Raw genomic sequence first — 22,025 nt, 5'->3', positions numbered from 1 at the left:
TGGTCGAAATTTCCACACTTGTAACACATTGATAATTTCACCTCACAGCATGATAACCGATCTCACGTGTCGGCTTCTGTATATCATATGAACGAACAGATGAGTTGCATAGACGAATGTAGGGTGTTTTCTAAAAATTAGGTGGGGACAGACCCCATACAAATACTTTTTAGGTGTTTTGTGTTTTTCAGGAGGACACCAGACCAAAATATAAAAAACAAAAAGAATCCGCGGTGCAAGTTCTGCACTGCGGATTCTTTTATCCAGCTGCTATTTTGGCTCCTGGATATGCATGCCTTCTTTTGCAAAGGCAAAATAGATGGCATGTTTTAAGTTGCGGAAATAGGTACTTTCACCAAGGCAATATTGATTCTTAGTAATCTCCATACTCATTTCTGGGGAGATGCCTACGAGCAATGTTTCCATCCCGAATAGCCGTGCAGAAGATACTAATTTATTCAGCATATCAATCATCGTTGTATCGATCGATTTGATGCCTGTTAAATCTAAAATGACAAATTGTGCGTGGTGGGCAGGAAGAGCTGTAAGTGTGTGTTCTAACATATCTTTCGAACGTAATTCATTGTATTTTCCAATTAAAGGTATGACGACAATATTGTCTGTAACTGGAATAACTGGCGATGATATTTCTTTAATTAAATCCGTTAATTCACGTGTTCGATTTTCAACCATCGCTTCCAGTTTCATAATCTCATTTTGTTCTTCTCGTTTTATCAAATCACGAATATTCGTACTAGGTGTAATATCAGACTCGAAAACTTTAATTTTTAATCTTTTTTCATCACATTCATCGTCGATTACGTTGTACCACATATTTGTATCGTACAATCCAGTAAATACACCTGCCCAATGGCCAGGTAAGAATCTGCCAATACGTTCACTGTTTTGTGAGACCTTTACTTTCGTTTCCCAGCTGTTCGTAATTGTAATAATGGCTTCCTTTTTTTCGATATCCGCTTCTATATATGTTTTTCCCCAGCCGGCAGTAATATAAATATTCGGCAAAGCATCTATGGATTTCGCAAGATCTCCCACAGAATTTTTGTAAAAATCACTAACCACCAGGCCTGTACGATAACCTGCAGTTTCAAATACAAGATCAGCTGTACCTTCACCAGTGATTTCCTCAATGGTGCTAAGGAAAACTTTGAATGCAGAATCAATCCAAAACAACATGACGTCTCCGCTTTCAAATTGGAAAGTGCCATTTTCTAAATCCCAAAAAAATGATGAACCATTAATATCTATCTTTTTTTGAGAATTATTTAATTCTTTCGGTGTCAAATCCATAAATTATCCTCCAACAACTCATAAATAATAGACATCCAATACCTATACCCTGTTGGGAGGAGAATGAAACAAAAAAGTATGCCTTATCAACACTGTTGAAGGGCATACTCGATATCAAATTCTAATTTACAGCGCTTTTTAAAGCCTTATTGGATTGAATAGCTTTAAAGAATTCTGCAGCAATTGCTTGGTACCCAGCAGGGCTTAAATGGATGTTGTTTGGATTTGTAAGATAAGCTCCATAGTTTGATTGAATGAGACTTGCTGTCGGTACAAATGTGGCATTTAATAATTTTGAAATACCCTGTGACATCAGACTATATTTATTAAGAGTACTCATAAGTGTAGGGACATATGGTGCATAAACTGAATTAGGATGTGGAAACGGATTGTAATAACCCATCACATAAACTTTTGCTGAAGGATTCGTCTTTTTAATGTTTACCAAAATGGCCGTTAAATTACTCACCGTTTGTTGGATATCCGTATTTTTAATTTGTTGTCCTGAAGTCAGTTTTTTAAGAATATCATTCGCACCGATATCAATTGTAATTATATCTGCTTGTTTTATGGCATTTTGTAATTGGTAATAAAGAGGTCGGGCTGGCACAGTTAAATCGTTTAATACATCAGTGCTTGTATAACCCGGAACTCCAAAAAAGCCAGGTGTGACTGTGTAATTAGATTGCTGAAGCATTCCAGCTAAGTAATGAGGGTAGCCAAGTCCTAACGTATTAGAAGGTGTTACACCAGCAGCTAACGAATCACCTAGAGCAACATATGTAATGTGATTTTCTTCTGGTGCTGCAGCTGCTTTAAGAGGAGAAAAAAATAAAGACAACAAAAGCAATGAGAGCAGTAATGAGAGTGGTTTTTTACCCAATTTCATTGATTATCCTCCTTATAGTGCACAAATTATCATTATTAAGAACGGTAATGTTCTTAATAATGATAATCGTAACTTTTGTACAAAAGAAAGTAAACCAAATTAAATAGACGATTTCTGTGAAAAACCAACACCATACGTTAAGAAACGTCATATTCCACACTATAGGCATACGATTACTAATAAAAAAACTAGCTTATAGGAAAACCTAATGGCTAGCTTTGTTTATTCTTCCACTTATTAAACTCTAAGAATTCTTTAAATTGCTCTTTGCTGACACCTGAACCCATCGCTTCTTTTACAAGTTCTGCCCATTCATGGTCCAAATTTTTTGTGTCCACTTCCTGATTAATCAGGTGATCGACAGAAATATTTAGAACGTCAGCAATTTTCTCTAAAAGTTGTATAGATGGATTTTGTTGAATATTTCGCTCTAAAGCGCTTATGTAGGATTTAGCAACTCCAGCTTTTTCCGCTAGAGCGGTAATGGAGAGACCTTTGTCCATACGGTATTTTTTTACTCGTTCACCAATCATCATGTGCGTTCCCCATTTGTGAAGAATTTGCCTATATTATAACTTTTTGCACAGATGAAGTAAATATAATCTTGAATCCATTTAGGAGCTGGCGATTTGTGATGTATAGAGTGCATTTAATTTAGCGGCTGGGTTTTTCAAAAATTCAATAATCTCTTCTTTAGTGAAACCTTGATCTCTAGCTTCTTTCATTAAATCAATCCACTCACGATCTAACGTTACTGTATTTTCCACTAAAAGATCCCTCCAGATAGGTAATTTTTTCAGGTAACCCGGCGATCATAGCGGTTTGCTTTAGACCCGTGGCTTTGCGCCCATTTCTTTCGATAATGTTTGCCCTTGTCTGAAGGTATTAGGTCGAATTTCCTAATATAAATTGATTATATACAAGCTAAAAAGAAAATATTGTCAGAAAATGGCTGTTACAAAAATGTAATATATCAAGGTGAAATTGAGGCTATTGCATCATAAAAGTGTTCAATTTGAAGGATTCTGACAATAACTGTGGAAAACTATTTTAACGATAATTTTCTAAGGAGGACCAGTTTGATGTCAAAATTACCAACAAATTTGTCGAAACAATTATCATTGCCAATCATAAATGCTCCAATGTTTTTAGTTTCCAGCCCGGAAATGGTGATTGAAAGCTGCAAAGCAGGTATCATTGGAACGTTTCCTTTATTAAATGCCAGAACATCAGAACTCCTTGAAAACTGGATGATTCATATTACTGAAAATCTTGAACAATATCAAAATGAAAACCCAACGACTAAAGTTTCGCCTTGGGGAGTCAATTTAATCGTTCATCGCACAAACAAAAGATTTCAAGAAGATTTAGAGCTCATTCAAAAATATAAACCGCCTGTCGTCATTACCTCCCTTGGTAACCCTACTGACGTTGCTGCGATTGTACATAAATATGGAGGGATAGTATTTTCTGATGTCATTTCACTTGATCATGCTAGAAAAGCTGCCAAAACGGGTATAGATGGACTAATCCTCGTTTGCAGCGGGGCAGGAGGACATGGTGGTACACTCAATCCATTCGCTTTCTTAAAAGCTGTAAAAGAATTCTGGGATGGAATTACAGTTTTAGCAGGATCGATCTCGACGGGTGAGGACATTCTTGCTGCAAAAATACTTGGAGCAGATCTCGTATACATGGGAACTAGATTCATTGCAACAGAAGAATCTTCTGCTAGCGAAGAATACCGTCAGATGCTGATTGAATCCACGCTTGAAGATTTAGTTTACACAGACGCTATAAGTGGAATTAATGGAAACTATCTTCTTCCATCCTTACAAAGAGCGGGATTCGATGTTGAAAATCTCAAGAAAAAAGAAGCAGTCGATTTATCGTTTTCTGAATCAAAAGCAAAAGCTTGGAAAGATATTTGGTCAGCTGGCCAAGGGGTAGGAAGTATCAAAAAGATGGCAACCGTTAAAGATGTCGTAGAAGAGTTAGCTTTGGACTATAAAAAGGCACTTGAAACAAAAAATTTACTAATTACTAAATAATTATAAATTAAATCCCCTATTTCAAGAATTTGTAAACTCCAAATGGGGGATTTTGTAATTTTATCCATATGAAATTAAGAAAATTAATTCTATATTTTGATATGATTAGTCAATATGACTGAACGAGCTCTTTACATAATCATTACAAAAGAGGATTAATGAGCAAAAAGAAGAAAATATAAGTAATAATAGGTAGATCATTTTAAATTTTATAAATTATGGAGGTGTCATCATGAATTTATTCTCATCACAAACAGAAGAAAGCTTTTCTTTTCTTGTAAGCAACTATGGGTTTACAAATCCTATTGCAACAGATGGGAGCTGGAAGACGACCTTCTTATATGAAAATAAAGAGATTGTAATTGAGATTGAACTCAATTATAAGGATATGGATGTTTTTGTTTTTATCACTCAAACAGAAAACAAAAAACTTTCTAATCAGGCAATCAAATATCATCTGGAAGAATTGATTAATAAAAATCGGATTAAGAGCAATGGAAACCAAACGACGATTGAGCAATTTGAAAAAACAATTTACACGAAGGCAGACCTATTACAGAGTCATGTGGAGGGGATTTTAGCTAACCAAAGCAAAAAGGAAGCAATACAAAAGAGATAGGCAAAACAACCAAATAAATAATATAGAAGCAGTAGATTTTAATGTGATCTAACTGCTTTTTAGTATTTTAAAAATGAGGGTGAGTGATGAAAAAAATTATTTTTATTGTGGTTTTGCTATTATGCTTTCTAGCTGTTGGAGGCTATGTTATTCCTAGGTATGAGGCTGGATTTGACATCACAATAAAAAATCAAACCGAAAAGAAGATCTCGCATTTAAAGATTACGTACCATAACATAGCTTCAGATATTGAAATCCCCCCAATACAACCTAATAAAATATACAAACTTAAAGTAACCCCTACTGAAGAGTTTAGTGAGAATACGATGAAACTCTTTTATAAGGATGACAAAGGGAATAAACATACTGAAAGATTAATTGGTTATTTTGAACAAGGTTATTCTGGATCATCGATAGTAACAATACAATCAGTAAATAAAAGGTGTAATTCAGATGGACATCACGGAACATCTCAAATAACAACACTCCTATTCAAAGGCAGACATATGCTGCCTTTTTATTTTGTCCTCAAAAGTATGTATGTAATAAAGTCAGATCCCTTCTTAGTTTTTGGATTCAAGCAAAACAACTTAATTGTCCTCCTGAAAAGGACAAATGCATAAAAGTGTCTTTTTATGGGGTCTGTCCCCCCCTGAAAAATCCAAAAAAGCACATTAAAATTATTTAAGGGTTTAAATTTTTCGAAAAATATTGTAAAATAATTTGAAAATGAGGTTTCGGATTACCGGAATTGGGGAAGGAGAGTATATTTGGGGATGAAAAATAATACATCAGGATTTGAATACGCATTTGTTTTTTTAGCAGCACTATTTGCACTCGGACTTTATCAGACGGTGATGGTCTGGGAGAATATGAACTTTGTCCTTGATCGAATTATGGGTATGACATCTACTTCATTTATTACTTCCATACTCTTATTCTGGTCAATAGCTAGTGTATTTTGGATTGTAAGCCTTAAAGTGCTAGACATTGCTCATAAGACTGCACTTTACAATACGAGAAATGCTTTGTTCGGGTTGGTATTTCTATTCTTTGCAGTTCCATTTGGCGTTTGTGTACAAGTTTATCATGCTGTAGGAATCAACCAAGGAATCACAACCCTCACAACAGCAGTATTGGTAACAACGATCTTGTCATTTATCATTGGATTCGTGTTTAAATTTAGAAAAACAGCGAAATAAAAAGAGTAAAAAAAGCTTGCAAGGAACCTTAAAGGTAACCTTGCGGGCTTTTTTTGTTTTAAGCATAAAAAGTTTTTCATTAGAGAAATTTTTAAAAATATCTTTGACATTCAAAAATACAGATGGTAAATTATACTTAAGTTGTTCTTTATAATGAACATATATTAAATATATCGTTCTTTAAAATGAAATTCGTTATCGTACTGGAGGAAATATGAGCGCAATTGCTGGAATTTATAATTTTAATGAAGGTCAGTCAGTTCATCAAGAAGGATTTTTAATGATGGATTATTTTAAACGATTTCCAGTAGACAGCATAGATATCTATTCTAAAGACAATTTGTTTTTTGGTTGTCATGCTCAATGGATTATGCCCGAGGACTTAAATAAGAAAAAAACATTTTATGATTCGGAAAAAAGATTAGCAATTACATCAGATGCCATACTCGATAATCGGGATGAGCTATTTAATAAATTGAACGTTGACCAATCAGATCGCAAGGTTATGACGGATAACGAAATTATATTACTTGCTTATTGTAAATGGAAAGAAGAAATGCCAAAACACTTAAATGGTGAATTTGCTTTTATGATTTGGGACGAAAAAGAAGAAAGTCTTTTTGGGGCAAGAGATTTTTCAGGTAAGCGTACATTTTACTATTATCATGACGATCAAAGAGTCGCATTCGCTACACTCTTAAATCCCTTACTAGAATTACCCTATATTTCAAATGAACTAAATAAATATTGGCTAGCAGAATTTTTAACAATCCAACATATGAATGATGTGGAAAATCCCAATATAACCGTTTACAAAAATATACTGTCTGTTCCTCCTTCGCATACGATTACAGTAAAGAACGGAAAACTAAGCTTATTAAGATATCTTAATATTTTGGACAATAAGGAGTTAAAACTTAAGAATAACAATGAATACATAGCAGCCTTCAGGGATGTGTTTCAGACAGCTGTGAATTCCAGGCTGCGCACAATTAAAAAGATAGGATCTGAATTAAGCGGCGGATTGGATTCAGGATCTGTTGTAAGTTTTGCTTCTAACTCATTGAAAGACATGAACAAAACGTTAACTACTTTTAGTGCCATCCCAATTCCTGAGTTTCAGGGGTGGAACAATAAATATAGATTACCTGACGAAAGTGAATATATAAAATCTACTGTTAATCATGTTGGAAATATTTCAGATCATTATGAAGCTTTTAATGGCTGTGATCCATATTCCGATATTGATGAATGGCTCGATATAATGGAAATGCCATTTAAATTTTTCGAAAATTCTGTTTGGTTAAAAGGGATTTATAAACAAGCTCAATCAGAAGGAATAGGAATTTTATTAAATGGTCAACGCGGAAACTATACGATTTCTTGGGGTCCAGAGTTACAATATTTCGCTAACTTAATGAAAACCATGAAGTGGATAAAATTAAATAGTGAACTTAAGCTTTACTCCAAAAATATTAATGTTAATAAATCACAAGTGGTTAGGAAAATAAGAAAAATAGCATTTCCCAAGTATTTTAAATCACACGAAGAACCTTACATTTTTCCAGAAATGATTAGCAATGAATTAGCTGAAAAAACCAATATTTATGAAAGCCTGAAAGACCGGGGCTTATATCAAGTCGATTTTTCAAAAATCGAGATACATGATCTAAGAAAACACCATTTTGTTATTCTGAACAATTGGAATATTACGGGAACAACAGGGACTAAACTCTCCTTAAATCATTCCATACGCCCGCATGATCCAACGAACGATTTGCGTGTTGTTCAATTTTGTCTCTCTGTTCCGATCGATCAATTTATAAGGAATGGATATGGCAGATGGATGATTCGAAGGGCAACTGAAGGTTACTTACCTGATAAGGTACGATTAAACCAACGTATCAGAGGAATTCAAGGTGTTGATGTGATTCAGCGAATGTCTGCTCAATGGTCAGCATTTTTGGATGAATTTGATTATATTTGTACAGATCCGCTAACAGAGCAATATCTAAATTTAGATACTTTAAAAACCGCAAGAAATAACCTAGTAACAGATGACGCTTTTAATCCGAGTTTTCGAGTAATGATGAGAAGTATAATTGTTTATCGCTTTCTAAAAAGATTGAAAGGAGGTGATCGATATGAAAAAAGATTGGCAGCAACCAGTATTGGAAGTACTTGATATTAATATGACAATGGCTGGCCCGGGAATAAAAACTCCAGATGCCGTACAGCCGGATCCAACTGAACATATTCATTACAGCTAAAAAGAATACTTAATTATTTAGAGGATAAGGCCCTTATACCATTAAACTGTATAAGGGTTATCATCTTAGGTGGGTGAAAGGAAGTGAAAAGTTTGCTTACAACAAAACAAACTTACCAATATAACACATTTGGGCTATCGATCAGCAGTGAAATTCAACTGCCAGAATTATTTCCTACTCCCTTTTATGGTGAAGGAGATGTACATATCGAGGTAAGTGATCTAACACAAATCTGGGAACAAAAAGTATCACCGAATACACAAGTATTTGTGGAAAGAAACTTTGTGTTATTTCAAATACCAGATTTAGCAATTTTCTGCATTCGTGATGGAAATTCCATTGTATTTTCGCCATTTCTGAATCTTGATTTAGACAAGATAAGGCTCTATTTGTTAGGAACGTGCATGGGTACGATTTTACTTCAGAAAAAAATACTTGGTTTACATGGTAGTGCTATAGCTATTAATGGAAAGGCTTATGCTTTTATCGGAGAATCAGGTGTTGGAAAATCCACACTGGCTTCAGCATTTATTCTGCAGGATTTTAAACTAATAAGTGATGATGTTATTGCTATTAATTTTGATAATCAAAACAACCCTATAATGATGCCTTCATATCCTCAACAAAAGCTATGGAAAGAAAGTTTAATTAAGTTTGGCATGGATTCTAAAAAGTACCAGCCATTATTTGAACGAGAAACTAAATTTGCAGTTCCGGTTGAAAATCCTGTTAAGGTTCCGATTGAACTTGCAGGTGTAATTGAATTAGAAGTAAACGATAGTGATTCGATTAAATATGAAAAAATAAAAGGGCTGAATAAGATTGCAACCCTTTTTCAACATACATATCGCAGCTCATTTATTAATAGATTAGAGCTATCAGATTGGCATTTTAAAGAAACCGTAAAACTTCTGGATAAAATACAAATAAATAAATTAAGCCGGCCTAAAAACCAATTTACAGCACATGAACTAGTAGCTGTCGTATTAGACAATATTTGAGGGGGATATTCATGGAAAAGATATCGAGCATCTTACAAAAATCTATCATACATCAAAAACAGAATAACATTATCAGCGATATGGATGGGGAAACAGTAATGATGAGTATTGCTAATGGAAAATATTACAATTTAGGCACTATTGGAGGAATGATTTGGAGCAAACTAATTGATCCAATTACTTTTGAGGAACTTATCGACGATTTGACCGCTGAATTTGATATTGATAGGAAGGTCTGTGAGAGTCATGTCATCTCATTTTTAGATTCCTTGCATGAAGAGAATTTGATTGTTCTGAAATAAAATAGGTGTGAACATATGATGAGATCATTTCATTTTTTATGGACATTCTCCTTATTGAAACGTGATATGAAAATGTTATTAATAGAGGCTTATTTTGAATTAGGATTTGCTCGTATATTAAAATTACTTCCTATATCTAAGACCTCAAATTCATTAGGTGCACATATGGAAGAGACACCTTATATTACAAGAGAATCAGATGAGATCCTTTTAAAAAAAATTTCTGAAGCTATTCATATTATGAGTCGTCATACCTTTTGGGAAAGTCAATGTATGGTTAAAGCATTAGCTGGAATGAGGATGCTCAATAAACGCAGAATTGCATGTACTATTTATTTTGGTACCGGTAGAGATCAAGATGGAAATATGTGCGCACATGCATGGTTAAGAAGTGGTTCTTTATATATTTCTGGAGCAGAAGAAATGAACAGATTTACGATAGTGGGTAAATTTGCAAAAACCGTACATTAAGAAGGTGGCATAAAATGAAACGTTCGAAATTACTTGATTTAACTAGTTTATCAAAGGAATTATTACTTCAAGTTGAACTGTTAAAGTTTGATAGTTTGGATGAAATGAATAAAGATTTGTTTAAAAAGATTGACTGGGATGAATTTCTAGCATCAACCTTACACCACCGAACATTTTGTACGCTTTATAGAAAAGTAAAACTGTTAAATGGTGAGCATATTCCCGACAAGGTCATACGTAAATTAGAAATACTCTATAAAAAAAATATTTATAAAATGTTACATCTATCTGCCGAGATGGATAGAATCAACAAATTGATGATAAAAGAAAATATTAAGTTCCTATTATTAAAAGGTCCTGCATTGGCTAAAGAATTATATGGGGATATTTCCCTTAGAACCTCGTGCGATATAGATCTTTTAGTTCGAATAGATGAACTAGAAAACATTGATGTAATTTTACAGAATGAAGGTTATATAAAAAATGATTATATTCGTAGCATTTTAAATGACTGGAAATGGAGACATCATCATGTTACTTATTTTCATCCCGTAAAAGAGGTTAAATTTGAAGTTCACTGGCGATTAAATCCTGGACCGGCAAGTGAACCTTCCTTTAATGATCTATGGGAACGACGACAGATTAGTGCATTAACTCACACACCTCTTTATATGTTAGGTAATGAAGATCTTTTCATGTTTTTATCGACTCATGGTGCTAGACATGGATGGTCAAGGTTAAGATGGCTACTGGATATCCATCAAATGTTAATGAAAGAAAATGTAAAACTAGAAATACTAAAGAAAATAGCAGAGAAACATCAAACGAAACATTTATTAGGTCAAGCTATTCGATTATCTTATGAATTATTTAATTATCAAAAAATAAAGTATTTTGTTGAATTAAGTAATAATAAGCACGCATTATATTTGGCTAGAAAATCCATTTTTTATCTAGAGAATAAAGTTAATTTGCATACCTATCCAGTTCCCGAAGACATATCTAGCTATCATAAAAACTACTTATTTAAATTAAAAACACCGATTCAAAAATTTATTTTTTTTCTTAGCTTCTTTTACCCATACCCAGAAGATCAAGATATTTTACCGTTACCTAAAAAACTCCATTTCTTATATTTTCCGCTTAGACCCGTTTTATGGCTGTGGAATAAGGCGAGACCTGGCGCACAAACCCTTAAGGGGGACATCAAATGAGTAGTCTCATATTTTTTGCAAAACAACTCTATCAATTTGCAGGAAAGTCACTTTTTATCAATCTGTTCGGAATGATAGTGGTGAGTTTATTAGAAGGGATAGGTTTGTTACTTCTCCTTCCTATGCTTCATCTAAGTAACCTAATGAATGTAAAAGAGTCTACTATTTTTTCTGGCCTTTCTTCAATCTTTAATGGTGTTCCAGAATTATATGGTTTATTAATGATTTTTGGGGTTTATATTTTCTTAGTGGTAGGACATTCATTATTAAAACGCAATTTAACATTAAGAAATGTGGAAATTCTTGTTCGCTTTGTTAATCAAATAAGATTAGTGACATATAAAGGGCTGCTGGAAGCAAATTGGCTATTTTTAATGAGAAGAAGAAAATCAGATTTTATTAATGCTCTAACAGATGATCTTAATCGTGTCGCGAATGGAACAAATCTTCTGTTTCAACTTTTCACTTCTGTCATTTTTACATTTGTTCAATTAATTATTGCTTTTTTGTTGTCAGCAAAAATCACATTATTTGTATTAATTGCAGGGTGTATACTTGCCTATTTTTCGAAACAAACATTAAAAAGCTCGAAAATTCTAGGTATGCAAAAATCTGATCTAGCAAAGCAATATATCGGTGGTTTAACAGATAATTTTAATGGAATTAAAGATATAAAAAGCAACCATTTAGAGAACTCGAGCTATATTTGGTTAAAAAACTGGTCTGAACGTTTTGAACAAGAACAGTCTGAATTTAGTAAGCTAATTAACAATTCACAAGTTTTATATAAAATAATATCAGCGCTGCTCATTGCGGGGCTCATATTTTTATCCATCGTCATGTTTAAGGCACAACCAGGACAATTGTTGTTGATTATTCTTATTTTCTCAAGGCTTTGGCCAAAACTGATTGCTATTCAGAATAATTTACAGCAACTTGCTACAAATATTCCGTCCATTCATTCGATTTTACAATTACAAGAAGAAAGTAAAAGTTCAATTGAATTGGGAGATGCAAGCAGAGATACTAGTTTGCCATCGATTTCTCTTCAACAGAAAATTGAATGTAAGCATATGTACTTTAAATATGATTATAGTTCAGAGTCAGCTCTACAAGATATTAATTTCGTGATTAAAGTAAATGAGATGACAGCTATAATAGGAAGATCAGGTGCAGGAAAAAGTACATTGATTGATATTTTAATGGGTCTTTTACAGCCTGAAAAAGGAGGTCTTATTGTAGACGGATTGCCTATAACAAAAGAAAATTTATTGTCATTAAGAAAAGCAACAGGATATGTCCCTCAAGAACCCTTTTTGTTTAATGGTACTATAAGAGACAATTTGATATTAGTACATCCCCAAGCAACAGATGATGAAATATGGGAGGCATTGAACTTTTCAGCAGCAGATTTTGTTAAAAAGCTGCCAAAAGGAATTGATACTTATATTGGTGATCGTGGAGTAAGACTTTCTGGAGGCGAAAGACAAAGAATTGTATTAGCACGGGCAATTTTAAAAAAACCATCCATCCTAATATTGGATGAGGCTACGAGTGCACTTGATTCAGAAAATGAAGCAAAAATACAAGAGGCTCTTGAACAATTAAAAGGGAAGATGACCATAATCGTAATCGCACATCGGTTATCAACGATCAGCAATGCTGATCAAATAATAGTTTTGGAAGAAGGTAGAATTATTCAAAATGGAGCATTTCAAAAATTAGCAGATGAAAAACAAAAGACATTTAGCGATTTACTTGAGAAGCAAATGGTTTTAAGCAAAAGTTAATTGTAAGAATATATAAATAATACAGTTGACTTGTTCTTTATATAGAACTATACTTGTAGTAATATATATTGAAAATTACGTCATTTTGTCGATTGTGTTATTTTTTTTGTGAAGTGATATTTTTTTTACACTACAAGTTCTTTATTTAGAACATAATAATAAGATGAGAGATGAAGTCATATTTAATAAGGTGGTTTTCATGACGGATCTAAACAGTAACATGGCAAAAAATAAATCAAAAGTAAAAGAGATTGATTTAATAGAGATTTATAGTCTACTAAAAAGAAGATTTTGGGTTATTGTATTGTTCGTAATACTGATAACCTTACTCGGAGGATTATACAATAAATATACAACTTCGTATTTGTATCAATCCTCTACTAGACTTTTAATTAAAGCAAATCCAGATCAGATGAAAACACTGATGGTTATGGTGAAAGATCCGGCTATTATGGAGAAAGTGGTCTCTGAATTACAACTGCCAAGATCAGCTGAAGGATTAGCGTCACAGATAACAGTTGAAAGTATTGGTGATTCACAAGTTGTTCTGATAACTGTGGTTGATAATAGCCCGGCAACTGCGGCAATGATTGCCAATAATACGGCGAGTACTTTTAAAGATGAAGTTGCTAAAATATTAAGTTTTAATGATGTTCAATTGTTAAAGGAAGCAAAAGAAAATCCTTATCCAATTAATGACAACAAATACCGTTTTTTATTTATTTCGATGGTAATGGGAATAGTTATTGGAGTTGGTTTTGTTTTTTTTCTGAATTCTTTAGACGAAACGGTAAAAAGAGAAGATGAAATTGAAGAGTTAATAGGTCTGCCAGTGATTGGAAACATCTCAAAAATAACCAAAAAAAATTTAAAAAAAGATGTTCACATACAAGAGGAATTGAAAGTAAGGGGTGAAACGGTTGGGATTTAAAAAAAATAATCCTGTTGCTGCAAAAATGAGAAGTTTACTTTCATATACAAACCCATATTCAAGTATTGCTGAGCAATATAGAAGTACGCGTACCAATTTATATTTTCTCACAAAAAAAGGTGGGAGAAAAATTTTACTGGTTACATCACCTAGAAAAGGAGCGGGAAAAACGACAACGCTCGTCAATCTTGCAATATCTATGGTTAAAGGTAATGAGAAAGTTCTCATTATTGATGCTAACTTTAGAAATCCTTCCATACATACCATTCTTAAACTACAAAACAGAAGAGGATTAATTGATGTAATTAAAGGAATACAAACTTTTGAAAATGCGGTTCACCAAACGTATATAGAAGGCTTAGATGTATTAACAAGCGGAGATACTCGAACCAGTGCATTAGAGGAACTTGGAACGACTGCCATGACAGAACTGTTGGAAATTCTTTCAAATAAATATGATGCCATTTTAATTGATGCTCCTTCAGTACTTGAAGCTGCTGAAGCTAGGTTTCTTGCCAGTAAAAGTGATGGAGTAATACTAATAACAAACAAATTTGTTACGAAGATTGAAGAAATCGTAAAAACGCAAAAAGCGCTTGAAGTTGCAAAGGCTAATATTATTGGTGTTGTGTTGAATGAGAAAAATAATTCATGGTTAGAAGAATATTTTTTTTAACGTTACGTTCTTTATTTAGAACGACTTGTTTGGTAATAAGAATTTTAGCGGTGATGTCTGCTTATCGGTAACAATGCAGGCACTCGATCATGCTGTGGGTTAGATAACCTTAGACGCTAGTTGTCGTTGGTGTGATGTGAGGACGGGTTGAATGCCCATTTTAATTTTAAAGTTTTTAATGATGGGTTCTTTTAAAGAGAGTATATCTTTAAGGACTTTAAAAAATCAATTTTAAAAAAATAACTGTAAGTGAAAGGAGGGCAATAATGACATATAAACAGAGAATGTCGTTATTTTTATTGATTGATTCATGTATTGTCATAACCGCGATTTATTTTAGCCTTTTTTTAGTTAGTGCTGATATCCATGTCATAACACCGATGGTTTCATTAAGTGCAATGGCTATAGTTCTAGGTCATCATTTTTTTGCTTTGAAATTCAAACTTTATAAAAAGGTTTGGGAATACGCTAGTGTGGGTGAACTTATTATTATTTTTAATGTTGTGACATGCTCAATCATTTCAGGTGGATTATTTCAGCAATTTGTATTAAAAGAAACACACTTTCGTCTCCTTTTAGTTACATGGCTCCTTCATATGCTCCTGATCGGAGGTTCTCGCTTTTGCTGGAGGTTATATCGAGATTCTCTTATGAAAAAAACAGATAACAGAAAAAGAACTTTAATTATTGGAGCGGGCTCTGCAGGAACTATGGTAGCAAGGCAATTGTTAAAGAATAAAGAATCCGATCTTTTACCAGTTGGATTTATTGATGATGATGATAAAAAACATAATCTCGATATTTTTGGTATCCCCGTTTTTGGTGGTGTGAATCAATTAGAACAAATTGTACAAAACGAAAATATTGAAAATATCGTAATCTCAATTCCGTCTCTTAGAAAACAAGAGTTGAACATTATTTTTAAGGAATGTGCCAAAACTAAAGCGAAAACAAAAATACTCCCCATGTTAGAAGATTTAGTAACAGGAAAAGTATCTGTAACCCAGTTTAGAGAAGTGCGAGTTGAAGATTTACTGGGAAGAGATCCTGTGGAATTAGATCTGGAAAGTATTTCTGACTATGTAACGAATAAAGTTGTTTTGGTAACAGGTGCAGGCGGTTCGATAGGGTCAGAGATTTGCCGTCAAATTTCTATGTTCGGACCCAAACAGCTCGTTCTTTTAGGTCATGGTGAAAATAGCATCTATTCTATTGAAATGAATTTAAAAGAAATTTATAAAGATAGTGCTATTGAATTTATTACTGAAATCGCTGAGTTGCAGGATGCTAAGAAAATGATGGAAGTTATGCATACATATCGCCCTGATGTAGTGTACCATGCTGCTGCACATAAACACGTACCGCTAATGGAACGAAATCCCGAAGAGGCTTTAAAAAATAACATACTAGGAACGTTGAACGCTGCAACAGCAGCAAGTTGGAGCGGGGTTCAAACATTTGTGATGATTTCTTCAGATAAAGCGGTTAATCCAACAAGTGTGATGGGAGCTACAAAACGATTAGCAGAAATGATTATTCAAGATTTAAATAATAAAAGTGAAACAAAATTTGTAGCTGTACGCTTTGGAAATGTATTAGGAAGCAGAGGAAGTGTCATTCCTTTTTTTAAACAACAAATTGAAAAAGGCGGTCCTGTAACGGTTACACATCCAGATATGATTCGTTACTTCATGACGATTCCTGAAGCTTCACGGCTTGTCATTCAAGCTGGTGCACTAGCAAAGGGTGGGGAAATTTTTGTGCTAGATATGGGAGAGCCGGTAAAAATAGTGGACCTTGCCAAGAATCTAATAAAATTATCGGGTTATTCTACTGATGAAATACGAATTGAATACACAGGAATACGACCAGGTGAAAAATTGTTTGAAGAATTATTGGAAAAAGAGGAAATACATGAAGAACAAATTTACCCTAAAATTTATATCGGAAAAACATCTCAATTGTATATAGAAGAAATTGAAGAGCTTGTAAACACTTTTCCAGATATGGACAAAGAAAAGTTACGCGAAACATTATTAAATCTTGCTAATCAACGGGACACAGCGGAATCATTAATGACATTGTCAAGCTAAAGGAGAATTCTATGAAAGTAAAAAAAGCGATTATTCCAGCAGCGGGTCTTGGTACACGATTTTTACCAGCAACAAAAGCAATGCCTAAAGAAATGCTTCCAATCGTTGATAAGCCTACAATTCAATATATCGTTGAAGAGGCTGTTCAGTCAGGAATTGAAGATATTATTATCGTAACTGGAAAAGGGAAAAGAGCGATTGAAGATCACTTTGATCATTCTTTTGAATTAGAACAAAACTTGTTAGAAAAGGGAAAGTTAGAATTGCTTGAAGAAGTACAGAAATCATCAAAGCTAGTAGATATTCATTATATTAGACAAAAAGAACCAAAAGGCCTTGGGCATGCCATTTGGTGTGCACGAAAATTTATCGGAGATGAGCCATTCGCTGTCTTGCTTGGCGATGATATCGTAAAAGCTGAAAAGCCGTGTCTGCAGCAAATGATTGAACAATATGAGCGATACCGTTCATCTATAATTGGAGTACAGGAAGTTCCTGATAATCAAGTGTCTCGCTATGGTATTGTGAGCGGTAAAAGCTTAACAGAGCGACTATATTCAGTTAGTCATTTAGTTGAGAAACCAAAACAAAGTGAAGCACCTTCTAATATTGCGATTATGGGACGATATATATTAAATCCACGAATCTTTGATTTGCTAGCCAATCAAAGACCTGGTGCTGGCGGTGAGATTCAATTAACGGATGCAATTGCAGAGCTGAATCATTTCGAAGCTATTTATGCTTATAACTTTGAAGGAACGAGGTATGATGTCGGAGAAAAGCTGGGTTATATTCAAACAACGATAGATTTTGCACTCCAGCAAGACGAATTAAAATATGATCTTTTGGATTATTTCTCACGAATCCTTACCAAGGAACAAATCAATATAAATTAATCAAACAGCCGGTGATGATAACCGTGCTGTATTTTTTATGCTAAATAAAGGATGAGCCAGGATGAAAAAAATTTTGTTATGTGCGACTGTTGATTATCATTTTATAGCCTTTCATATACCACTTATGAAATGGTGTAAAGAACAAGGATGGGAAGTTCATGTGGCAGCATCAGGAACGATGAACCTTCCATTTGTGGATAAACAATATAACATTTCTATTCAGCGTTCACCATTACATCCCAAAAATATGCAAGCTTATAAATCTCTCAAATCAATTATTTGTAATAATGATTTTGATATCATACATTGTCACACCCCTATGGGAGGAGTTCTTACTCGGTTAGCTGCGCGAAAAGCAAGAAAAAAGGGTGCGAAAGTTATATATACGGCTCATGGCTTTCATTTTTATAAAGGAGCACCTATTCCAAACTGGTTGATCTACTATCCTGTTGAAAGGGTTCTATCATCTATTACAGACTGTCTAATTACTATTAATTGCGAAGATTACAATTTATCCCGCAAACACAAATTCTCTGCAAAACAAATAAAGCATGTCCATGGTGTAGGAGTAGATACGAATGGCTTTAAACCAATTAGTAAAGAGCAAAAACTTAGTTTAAGAGAAGAATTCGGTTACTCCAAAAATGATTTTCTCCTGTTCTATGCAGCGGAATTTAATAAGAACAAAAATCAGCAATTGTTAATTCATGCAATATCTTTATTAAAAGATAAAATACCGCATGCAAAGCTGCTGCTGGCAGGAACAGGTCCATTGCTTGAGGAATGCAAAAACTTAGCTGCTCGTCTTGGTGTTTTTGATTACATTGATTTTTTAGGATATCGAGATGATTTATCTTCGATTTTACCAATGTGTGATCTTGCGGTGGCATCAAGTTTGCGAGAAGGATTGCCAGTTAATGTTATGGAAGCTATGGCTTGTGAGCTGCCGGTTATCGCAACTCTTAATCGAGGTCATAAGGAGTTAGTACTAAATAATAAAACCGGTTGGGTATTTGAGAGTGATAACACAAAAGATCTAGCTTCAAAAATCATAAGAATTGCTGAGGATAAAATGCTGATTCAATCGTTTGGAAAAAAAGGTCGGCAGATGGTTCAAAATAAATATGCGATTAATAAAGTACTTGAACAGAATATTTCCATTTATAAGACTTATATGGAAGGGTTGGAAAAAAGAGAATGGATGGCCCAATAAGAATTTTGCATGTAGTCGTAAACATGAATCGTGGCGGTGCTGAAACACTGATTATGAATCTTTATCGGAATATTGATCGATCTAAAGTACAATTCGATTTTTTAACGAGTAAGAAAGGCATTTTTGATTCGGAAATTGCCCGGTTAGGCGGGAGAATTTATAGAATTCCTTATGTAACAGAAATCGGACACATTAAGTATATAAAGTCATTAGATTATTTTTTTGAAGCTCATAAAGACTATAGAATTGTTCATTCTCACATGGATAAGATGAGTGGGCTGGTTCTTCAATCTGCTGCAAAAGCAGGGATTCCATGTAGAGTTTCTCATAGTCATAACACAAATAGTGAGGGTGGAAGTATAGCTAAACTTTATAAGTGGTATGCGGGTAATAAAATCAATAAGAGTGCAACTCATAAAATAGCATGTTCACAGAAAGCAGCAAATTGGCTGTTTCGTAAAAAATCGAATGAAGCATTCATATTAAAAAATGGCATCGATTGTAATAAGTTTGAATTCTCAAATGAAACAAGGCTGAAGGTAAGGAATGATTTAGGAATACCTGACGATACCTTTGTGGTGGGTCATGTAGGGAGATTTAATAAGCAAAAAAATCATCATTTTCTAATTGATATTTTTGCTGAATCATTAAAAGAAAATCATAAATCCATACTTCTATTAATTGGAGAGGGCAGCTTACTTCCTGCGATTAAAAAGAAAGTAGACGATTTGCACCTAAATGATTGTGTGAAGTTCTTAGGGGTGCGAGATGATGTGCATCACTTATTTCAGGCATTTGATGTGTTTGTTTTCCCGTCGTTTCATGAAGGTTTGCCAGTCACACTTATAGAAGCTCAATGTGCAGGTCTCCCATGTCTGATCTCAGATACCATTACAAGTGAGGTTGATATGGGCTTGGAAATGGTAAAAAAGTTACCAATAAATAGTATAAACAAATGGAAAGCATCCTTAAAATCAGTAAGGTGTTCAGTATTAAGAAATTATCATGCAAAGACAGCCTTAAAAAACAATGGCTATGATATTAACGCTGCAGCAACTCAAACACAGGATTTATATTTAAAAATGGTGAGGTGAATATGAAGCAATTAACGATTTTTACTCCAACATTTAATCGAGCTTATTGCCTTCATAAATGTTATGAAAGTCTAAAACAACAAACAAGTAAAGATTTTATGTGGTTGATTATAGATGATGGTTCTACAGATCATACAAAAGAGCTCGTACAAAGTTGGATCGATGAAAAAGGGATTCAAATTAGTTACTATTGGCAAAGTAATCAAGGGATGCATGGCGCGCATAATACAGCGTATGAACTCATTGAAACAGAATTAAATGTGTGTATCGATTCCGATGATTATATGCCAAAGGATGCTGTTGAAAAAATCCTTACATTTTGGAATAGGTATGGAAGTGATCAAGTCAGTGGAATGATTGCTCTTGATTCCGATACTGAAAACCAAATCATTGGCTCAATGTTACCAGATCATATAAAGCAGTCTACGCTGTTTGATTTATATAACAAACATGGGGTAACTGGTGACAAAAAACTTGTCTATCGTTCAGAACTAACAAGGAAATACCCATATCCTGTTTTTGATAATGAAAAGTATGTTGGATTAGCATATAAATATTACATGTTAGATAAAGAATATAAAATGTTGCTTATGAATGAAATTCTCTGTTGTGTGGAGTATTTACCAGACGGCTCTTCTTTAAATATGATAAACCAATATCGAAAAAACCCTAGAGGATTTGCTTTTTATCGTATAGAGCTTATGAAGTTACCTTTTGCTAGTCTCTCATTTAAGTTTAGGCAGGCAATCCACTTTGTTTCTAGTAATCTATTAATGGAAAATTGGAAATTTCTTAATGATACACCAAGAAAAGACTTAACAATATTGGCCATACCATTTGGTTTTTTATTATATCTTTATATATCCAATAAGACAAAAACAGTCTGATCTAAAAGAAAGGAAAAAAAGTATGACTATTCTATGGATTAATCTTGCCATAGTTTTTATTTTTTCATTTTTTGCAAGATATTTTTCAAGTCCTGCAACTTTGATTCCGTATCCTTCCTCAACACATATTCTTATAAAGCCTAATCGATTATTAATGTTCCTCGCTATGTTAACTTTAGTCTTAGTTTCAGGTCTTCGTTCAAACATTGGGGATACTTTTTTTTATAAGCATATCTATGAAATAAATGATTTTACTTGGGATTTTATCTTGAGTCAGAAAGATATAGGATTTGGCATTCTACAAAAAATATTAAAAATGTATTCAGATGACCCGCAGATTATGATATTTACTACCGCACTTATAACAAATGTTTTAATTGTACTTATCTTATTTAAATATTCAAGGATTTTTGAATTAAGTCTCTATGTCTATATCACAGGAGGCTTATTTTTAATTTCAATGAATGGGATCAGGCAACTTTTTGCAGCATCCATCATTTTTACAGCGACCAAATATCTTATTGAAGGTAATTGGAAAAAATATGTTTTAATCGTTCTTTTTGCATCTACTTTTCACCAAAGCGCACTCATTTTGATACCGATTTATTTTTTAGCAAGAACAAAAGCATGGTCTAAAGCAACAGTGTTACTTATATTTTTATCAATAGCAATAACACTTGTATTCGATCAATTTTCCGCATTTTTATTTTCAAGCATTAAAGATACTCAATATGGCCAATACGAAAATTTTGCGGAAGGTGGGGCAAATATTATTAGGGTAGCTGTAAATGCTGCTCCAGTAATTATAGCTTTTATAGGAAGAAAAAAACTAAAAGAGATATATCCGAAAAGTGATTATATCGTAAATATGTCAATAATCGGACTTGTCTTTATGATTATTTCAACACAAAACTGGATCTTTGCCAGGTTCTCAATCTATTTTGATCTGTATTTGCTTCTATTAATTTCTTGGATTGTAAAGCTATTTAGGAAACAAGACGAAATGTTCGTTTATTATGGACTTTTAATTTGCTATGGAGCTTATTATTTTTTTGAAAATGTAATAAGTTTGCATACCGTATATAAAAGTGATTTTTTAAGCTGGTAGGAAACCT

Annotated in this window: 23 protein-coding genes and 1 riboswitch; of the genes, 19 read left to right on the top strand and 4 right to left on the bottom strand. The window is 33.6% G+C overall.

Going from position 1 to position 22,025, the window contains the following annotated elements; all coding sequences use genetic code 11:
* Positions 1–270: 270 nt before the first annotated feature.
* The 4 genes from J2X07_RS11690 to J2X07_RS11675 form a co-directional block, all read right to left on the bottom strand.
* Positions 271–1,311 (bottom strand): STAS domain-containing protein, encoded by a 1,041-nt coding sequence (locus J2X07_RS11690; RefSeq protein WP_310258887.1) that lies wholly within the window; start codon positions 1,309–1,311, stop codon positions 271–273.
* Positions 1,312–1,432: 121 nt separating this feature from the next.
* Positions 1,433–2,200 carry an SGNH/GDSL hydrolase family protein gene (locus J2X07_RS11685; RefSeq protein WP_310258886.1) on the bottom strand — a complete coding sequence of 256 codons (768 nt, stop codon included), beginning with the start codon at positions 2,198–2,200 and terminating at the stop codon, positions 1,433–1,435.
* A 212-nt stretch (positions 2,201–2,412) separates the two neighbouring features.
* The gene (locus tag J2X07_RS11680; protein WP_310259039.1) at positions 2,413–2,733 is read right to left on the bottom strand and encodes a helix-turn-helix domain-containing protein; all 321 of its coding nucleotides are present in this window, start codon (positions 2,731–2,733) and stop codon (positions 2,413–2,415) included.
* A gap of 81 nt (positions 2,734–2,814) precedes the next feature.
* A complete protein-coding gene (locus J2X07_RS11675; RefSeq protein ID WP_310258885.1) occupies positions 2,815–2,967 on the bottom strand; it encodes an anti-repressor SinI family protein in 153 nt (50 codons plus the stop codon).
* A 29-nt stretch (positions 2,968–2,996) separates the two neighbouring features.
* A riboswitch (cyclic di-GMP riboswitch) is annotated at positions 2,997–3,081 on the bottom strand.
* 201 nt (positions 3,082–3,282) lie between these two features.
* Between J2X07_RS11675 and J2X07_RS11670 the strand changes: the two genes are divergently transcribed.
* The 19 genes from J2X07_RS11670 to J2X07_RS11580 all read left to right on the top strand — a co-directional run bounded on the left by J2X07_RS11670 (position 3,283) and on the right by J2X07_RS11580 (position 22,018).
* Positions 3,283–4,251: an NAD(P)H-dependent flavin oxidoreductase gene (locus J2X07_RS11670; protein WP_310258884.1), complete on the top strand. Its 969-nt coding sequence runs from the start codon at positions 3,283–3,285 to the stop codon at positions 4,249–4,251.
* A gap of 232 nt (positions 4,252–4,483) precedes the next feature.
* Complete coding sequence (locus J2X07_RS11665) at positions 4,484–4,870, top strand: hypothetical protein (protein ID WP_310258883.1); 387 nt, start codon at positions 4,484–4,486, stop codon at positions 4,868–4,870.
* Positions 4,871–4,956: 86 nt separating this feature from the next.
* The gene (locus J2X07_RS11660) at positions 4,957–5,493 is read left to right on the top strand and encodes a hypothetical protein (RefSeq protein ID WP_310258882.1); all 537 of its coding nucleotides are present in this window, start codon (positions 4,957–4,959) and stop codon (positions 5,491–5,493) included.
* A 147-nt stretch (positions 5,494–5,640) separates the two neighbouring features.
* Complete coding sequence (locus tag J2X07_RS11655; protein ID WP_310258881.1) at positions 5,641–6,072, top strand: hypothetical protein; 432 nt, start codon at positions 5,641–5,643, stop codon at positions 6,070–6,072.
* A gap of 214 nt (positions 6,073–6,286) precedes the next feature.
* Positions 6,287–8,257: an asparagine synthase-related protein gene (locus tag J2X07_RS11650; protein WP_310258880.1), complete on the top strand. Its 1,971-nt coding sequence runs from the start codon at positions 6,287–6,289 to the stop codon at positions 8,255–8,257.
* Complete coding sequence (locus tag J2X07_RS11645; protein WP_310258879.1) at positions 8,217–8,342, top strand: paeninodin family lasso peptide; 126 nt, start codon at positions 8,217–8,219, stop codon at positions 8,340–8,342. Before J2X07_RS11650 ends, J2X07_RS11645 begins: the two co-directional genes overlap by 41 nt.
* A gap of 92 nt (positions 8,343–8,434) precedes the next feature.
* A complete protein-coding gene (locus J2X07_RS11640) occupies positions 8,435–9,343 on the top strand; it encodes an aldolase (protein ID WP_310259038.1) in 909 nt (302 codons plus the stop codon).
* 11 nt (positions 9,344–9,354) lie between these two features.
* A complete protein-coding gene (locus J2X07_RS11635) occupies positions 9,355–9,645 on the top strand; it encodes a lasso peptide biosynthesis PqqD family chaperone (protein ID WP_310258878.1) in 291 nt (96 codons plus the stop codon).
* An 18-nt stretch (positions 9,646–9,663) separates the two neighbouring features.
* Positions 9,664–10,116, top strand: coding sequence for a lasso peptide biosynthesis B2 protein (locus J2X07_RS11630; protein ID WP_310259037.1), 453 nt, complete (start codon positions 9,664–9,666; stop codon positions 10,114–10,116).
* Positions 10,117–10,130: 14 nt separating this feature from the next.
* Positions 10,131–11,330, top strand: a complete 1,200-nt coding sequence (locus J2X07_RS11625; protein ID WP_310258877.1) for a nucleotidyltransferase domain-containing protein — start codon at positions 10,131–10,133, stop codon at positions 11,328–11,330.
* Complete coding sequence (locus J2X07_RS11620; protein WP_310258876.1) at positions 11,327–13,120, top strand: ABC transporter ATP-binding protein; 1,794 nt, start codon at positions 11,327–11,329, stop codon at positions 13,118–13,120. Before J2X07_RS11625 ends, J2X07_RS11620 begins: the two co-directional genes overlap by 4 nt.
* 199 nt (positions 13,121–13,319) lie before the next feature.
* Complete coding sequence (locus J2X07_RS11615; protein WP_310258875.1) at positions 13,320–14,051, top strand: YveK family protein; 732 nt, start codon at positions 13,320–13,322, stop codon at positions 14,049–14,051.
* The gene (locus J2X07_RS11610; RefSeq protein ID WP_310258874.1) at positions 14,041–14,727 is read left to right on the top strand and encodes a CpsD/CapB family tyrosine-protein kinase; all 687 of its coding nucleotides are present in this window, start codon (positions 14,041–14,043) and stop codon (positions 14,725–14,727) included. The genes J2X07_RS11615 and J2X07_RS11610 overlap by 11 nt, the downstream gene beginning before the upstream one ends.
* Positions 14,728–14,993: 266 nt before the next feature.
* Positions 14,994–16,820, top strand: a complete 1,827-nt coding sequence (locus J2X07_RS11605) for a polysaccharide biosynthesis protein (protein WP_310258873.1) — start codon at positions 14,994–14,996, stop codon at positions 16,818–16,820.
* Between the two features lie 11 nt (positions 16,821–16,831).
* Positions 16,832–17,716 (top strand): UTP--glucose-1-phosphate uridylyltransferase GalU, encoded by an 885-nt coding sequence (gene galU / locus J2X07_RS11600; protein WP_310258872.1) that lies wholly within the window; start codon positions 16,832–16,834, stop codon positions 17,714–17,716.
* A gap of 61 nt (positions 17,717–17,777) precedes the next feature.
* Entirely contained in the window at positions 17,778–18,929 is a 1,152-nt protein-coding gene (locus J2X07_RS11595) for a glycosyltransferase family 4 protein (RefSeq protein WP_310258871.1), read from the top strand.
* Positions 18,914–20,023, top strand: coding sequence for a glycosyltransferase family 1 protein (locus J2X07_RS11590; RefSeq protein WP_310258870.1), 1,110 nt, complete (start codon positions 18,914–18,916; stop codon positions 20,021–20,023). Before J2X07_RS11595 ends, J2X07_RS11590 begins: the two co-directional genes overlap by 16 nt.
* A 2-nt stretch (positions 20,024–20,025) precedes the next feature.
* Positions 20,026–20,910 carry a glycosyltransferase family 2 protein gene (locus J2X07_RS11585; RefSeq protein ID WP_310258869.1) on the top strand — a complete coding sequence of 295 codons (885 nt, stop codon included), beginning with the start codon at positions 20,026–20,028 and terminating at the stop codon, positions 20,908–20,910.
* A 22-nt stretch (positions 20,911–20,932) separates the two neighbouring features.
* Complete coding sequence (locus J2X07_RS11580) at positions 20,933–22,018, top strand: EpsG family protein (protein ID WP_310258868.1); 1,086 nt, start codon at positions 20,933–20,935, stop codon at positions 22,016–22,018.
* Positions 22,019–22,025: the final 7 nt, after the last annotated feature.

This window comes from Fictibacillus barbaricus (genome assembly GCF_031457135.1).
GTDB classification, from domain to species: domain Bacteria; phylum Bacillota; class Bacilli; order Bacillales; family Fictibacillaceae; genus Fictibacillus; species Fictibacillus barbaricus_A.
The sequence above is the reverse complement of the archived record's forward strand: the minus strand, read 5'-3'. Positions and strand labels throughout refer to the sequence as shown.

Excerpts from the sequence above, each read along its gene's own strand:
- J2X07_RS11625 (WP_310258877.1), top strand. The coding sequence starts at position 10,131 with ATGAAACGTTCGAAATTACTTGATTTAACTAGTTTATCAAAGGAATTA.
- J2X07_RS11685 (WP_310258886.1), bottom strand. The coding sequence starts at position 2,200 with ATGAAATTGGGTAAAAAACCACTCTCATTACTGCTCTCATTGCTTTTG.
- J2X07_RS11635 (WP_310258878.1), top strand. The coding sequence starts at position 9,355 with ATGGAAAAGATATCGAGCATCTTACAAAAATCTATCATACATCAAAAA.
- J2X07_RS11660 (WP_310258882.1), top strand. The coding sequence starts at position 4,957 with ATGAAAAAAATTATTTTTATTGTGGTTTTGCTATTATGCTTTCTAGCT.
- galU (WP_310258872.1), top strand. The coding sequence starts at position 16,832 with ATGAAAGTAAAAAAAGCGATTATTCCAGCAGCGGGTCTTGGTACACGA.
- J2X07_RS11650 (WP_310258880.1), top strand. The coding sequence starts at position 6,287 with ATGAGCGCAATTGCTGGAATTTATAATTTTAATGAAGGTCAGTCAGTT.
- J2X07_RS11680 (WP_310259039.1), bottom strand. The coding sequence starts at position 2,733 with ATGATTGGTGAACGAGTAAAAAAATACCGTATGGACAAAGGTCTCTCC.
- J2X07_RS11605 (WP_310258873.1), top strand. The coding sequence starts at position 14,994 with ATGACATATAAACAGAGAATGTCGTTATTTTTATTGATTGATTCATGT.
- J2X07_RS11645 (WP_310258879.1), top strand. The coding sequence starts at position 8,217 with ATGAAAAAAGATTGGCAGCAACCAGTATTGGAAGTACTTGATATTAAT.
- J2X07_RS11615 (WP_310258875.1), top strand. The coding sequence starts at position 13,320 with ATGACGGATCTAAACAGTAACATGGCAAAAAATAAATCAAAAGTAAAA.
- J2X07_RS11630 (WP_310259037.1), top strand. The coding sequence starts at position 9,664 with ATGAGATCATTTCATTTTTTATGGACATTCTCCTTATTGAAACGTGAT.
- J2X07_RS11585 (WP_310258869.1), top strand. The coding sequence starts at position 20,026 with ATGAAGCAATTAACGATTTTTACTCCAACATTTAATCGAGCTTATTGC.
- J2X07_RS11590 (WP_310258870.1), top strand. The coding sequence starts at position 18,914 with ATGGATGGCCCAATAAGAATTTTGCATGTAGTCGTAAACATGAATCGT.
- J2X07_RS11670 (WP_310258884.1), top strand. The coding sequence starts at position 3,283 with ATGTCAAAATTACCAACAAATTTGTCGAAACAATTATCATTGCCAATC.
- J2X07_RS11690 (WP_310258887.1), bottom strand. The coding sequence starts at position 1,311 with ATGGATTTGACACCGAAAGAATTAAATAATTCTCAAAAAAAGATAGAT.
- J2X07_RS11595 (WP_310258871.1), top strand. The coding sequence starts at position 17,778 with ATGAAAAAAATTTTGTTATGTGCGACTGTTGATTATCATTTTATAGCC.
- J2X07_RS11580 (WP_310258868.1), top strand. The coding sequence starts at position 20,933 with ATGACTATTCTATGGATTAATCTTGCCATAGTTTTTATTTTTTCATTT.
- J2X07_RS11665 (WP_310258883.1), top strand. The coding sequence starts at position 4,484 with ATGAATTTATTCTCATCACAAACAGAAGAAAGCTTTTCTTTTCTTGTA.
- J2X07_RS11620 (WP_310258876.1), top strand. The coding sequence starts at position 11,327 with ATGAGTAGTCTCATATTTTTTGCAAAACAACTCTATCAATTTGCAGGA.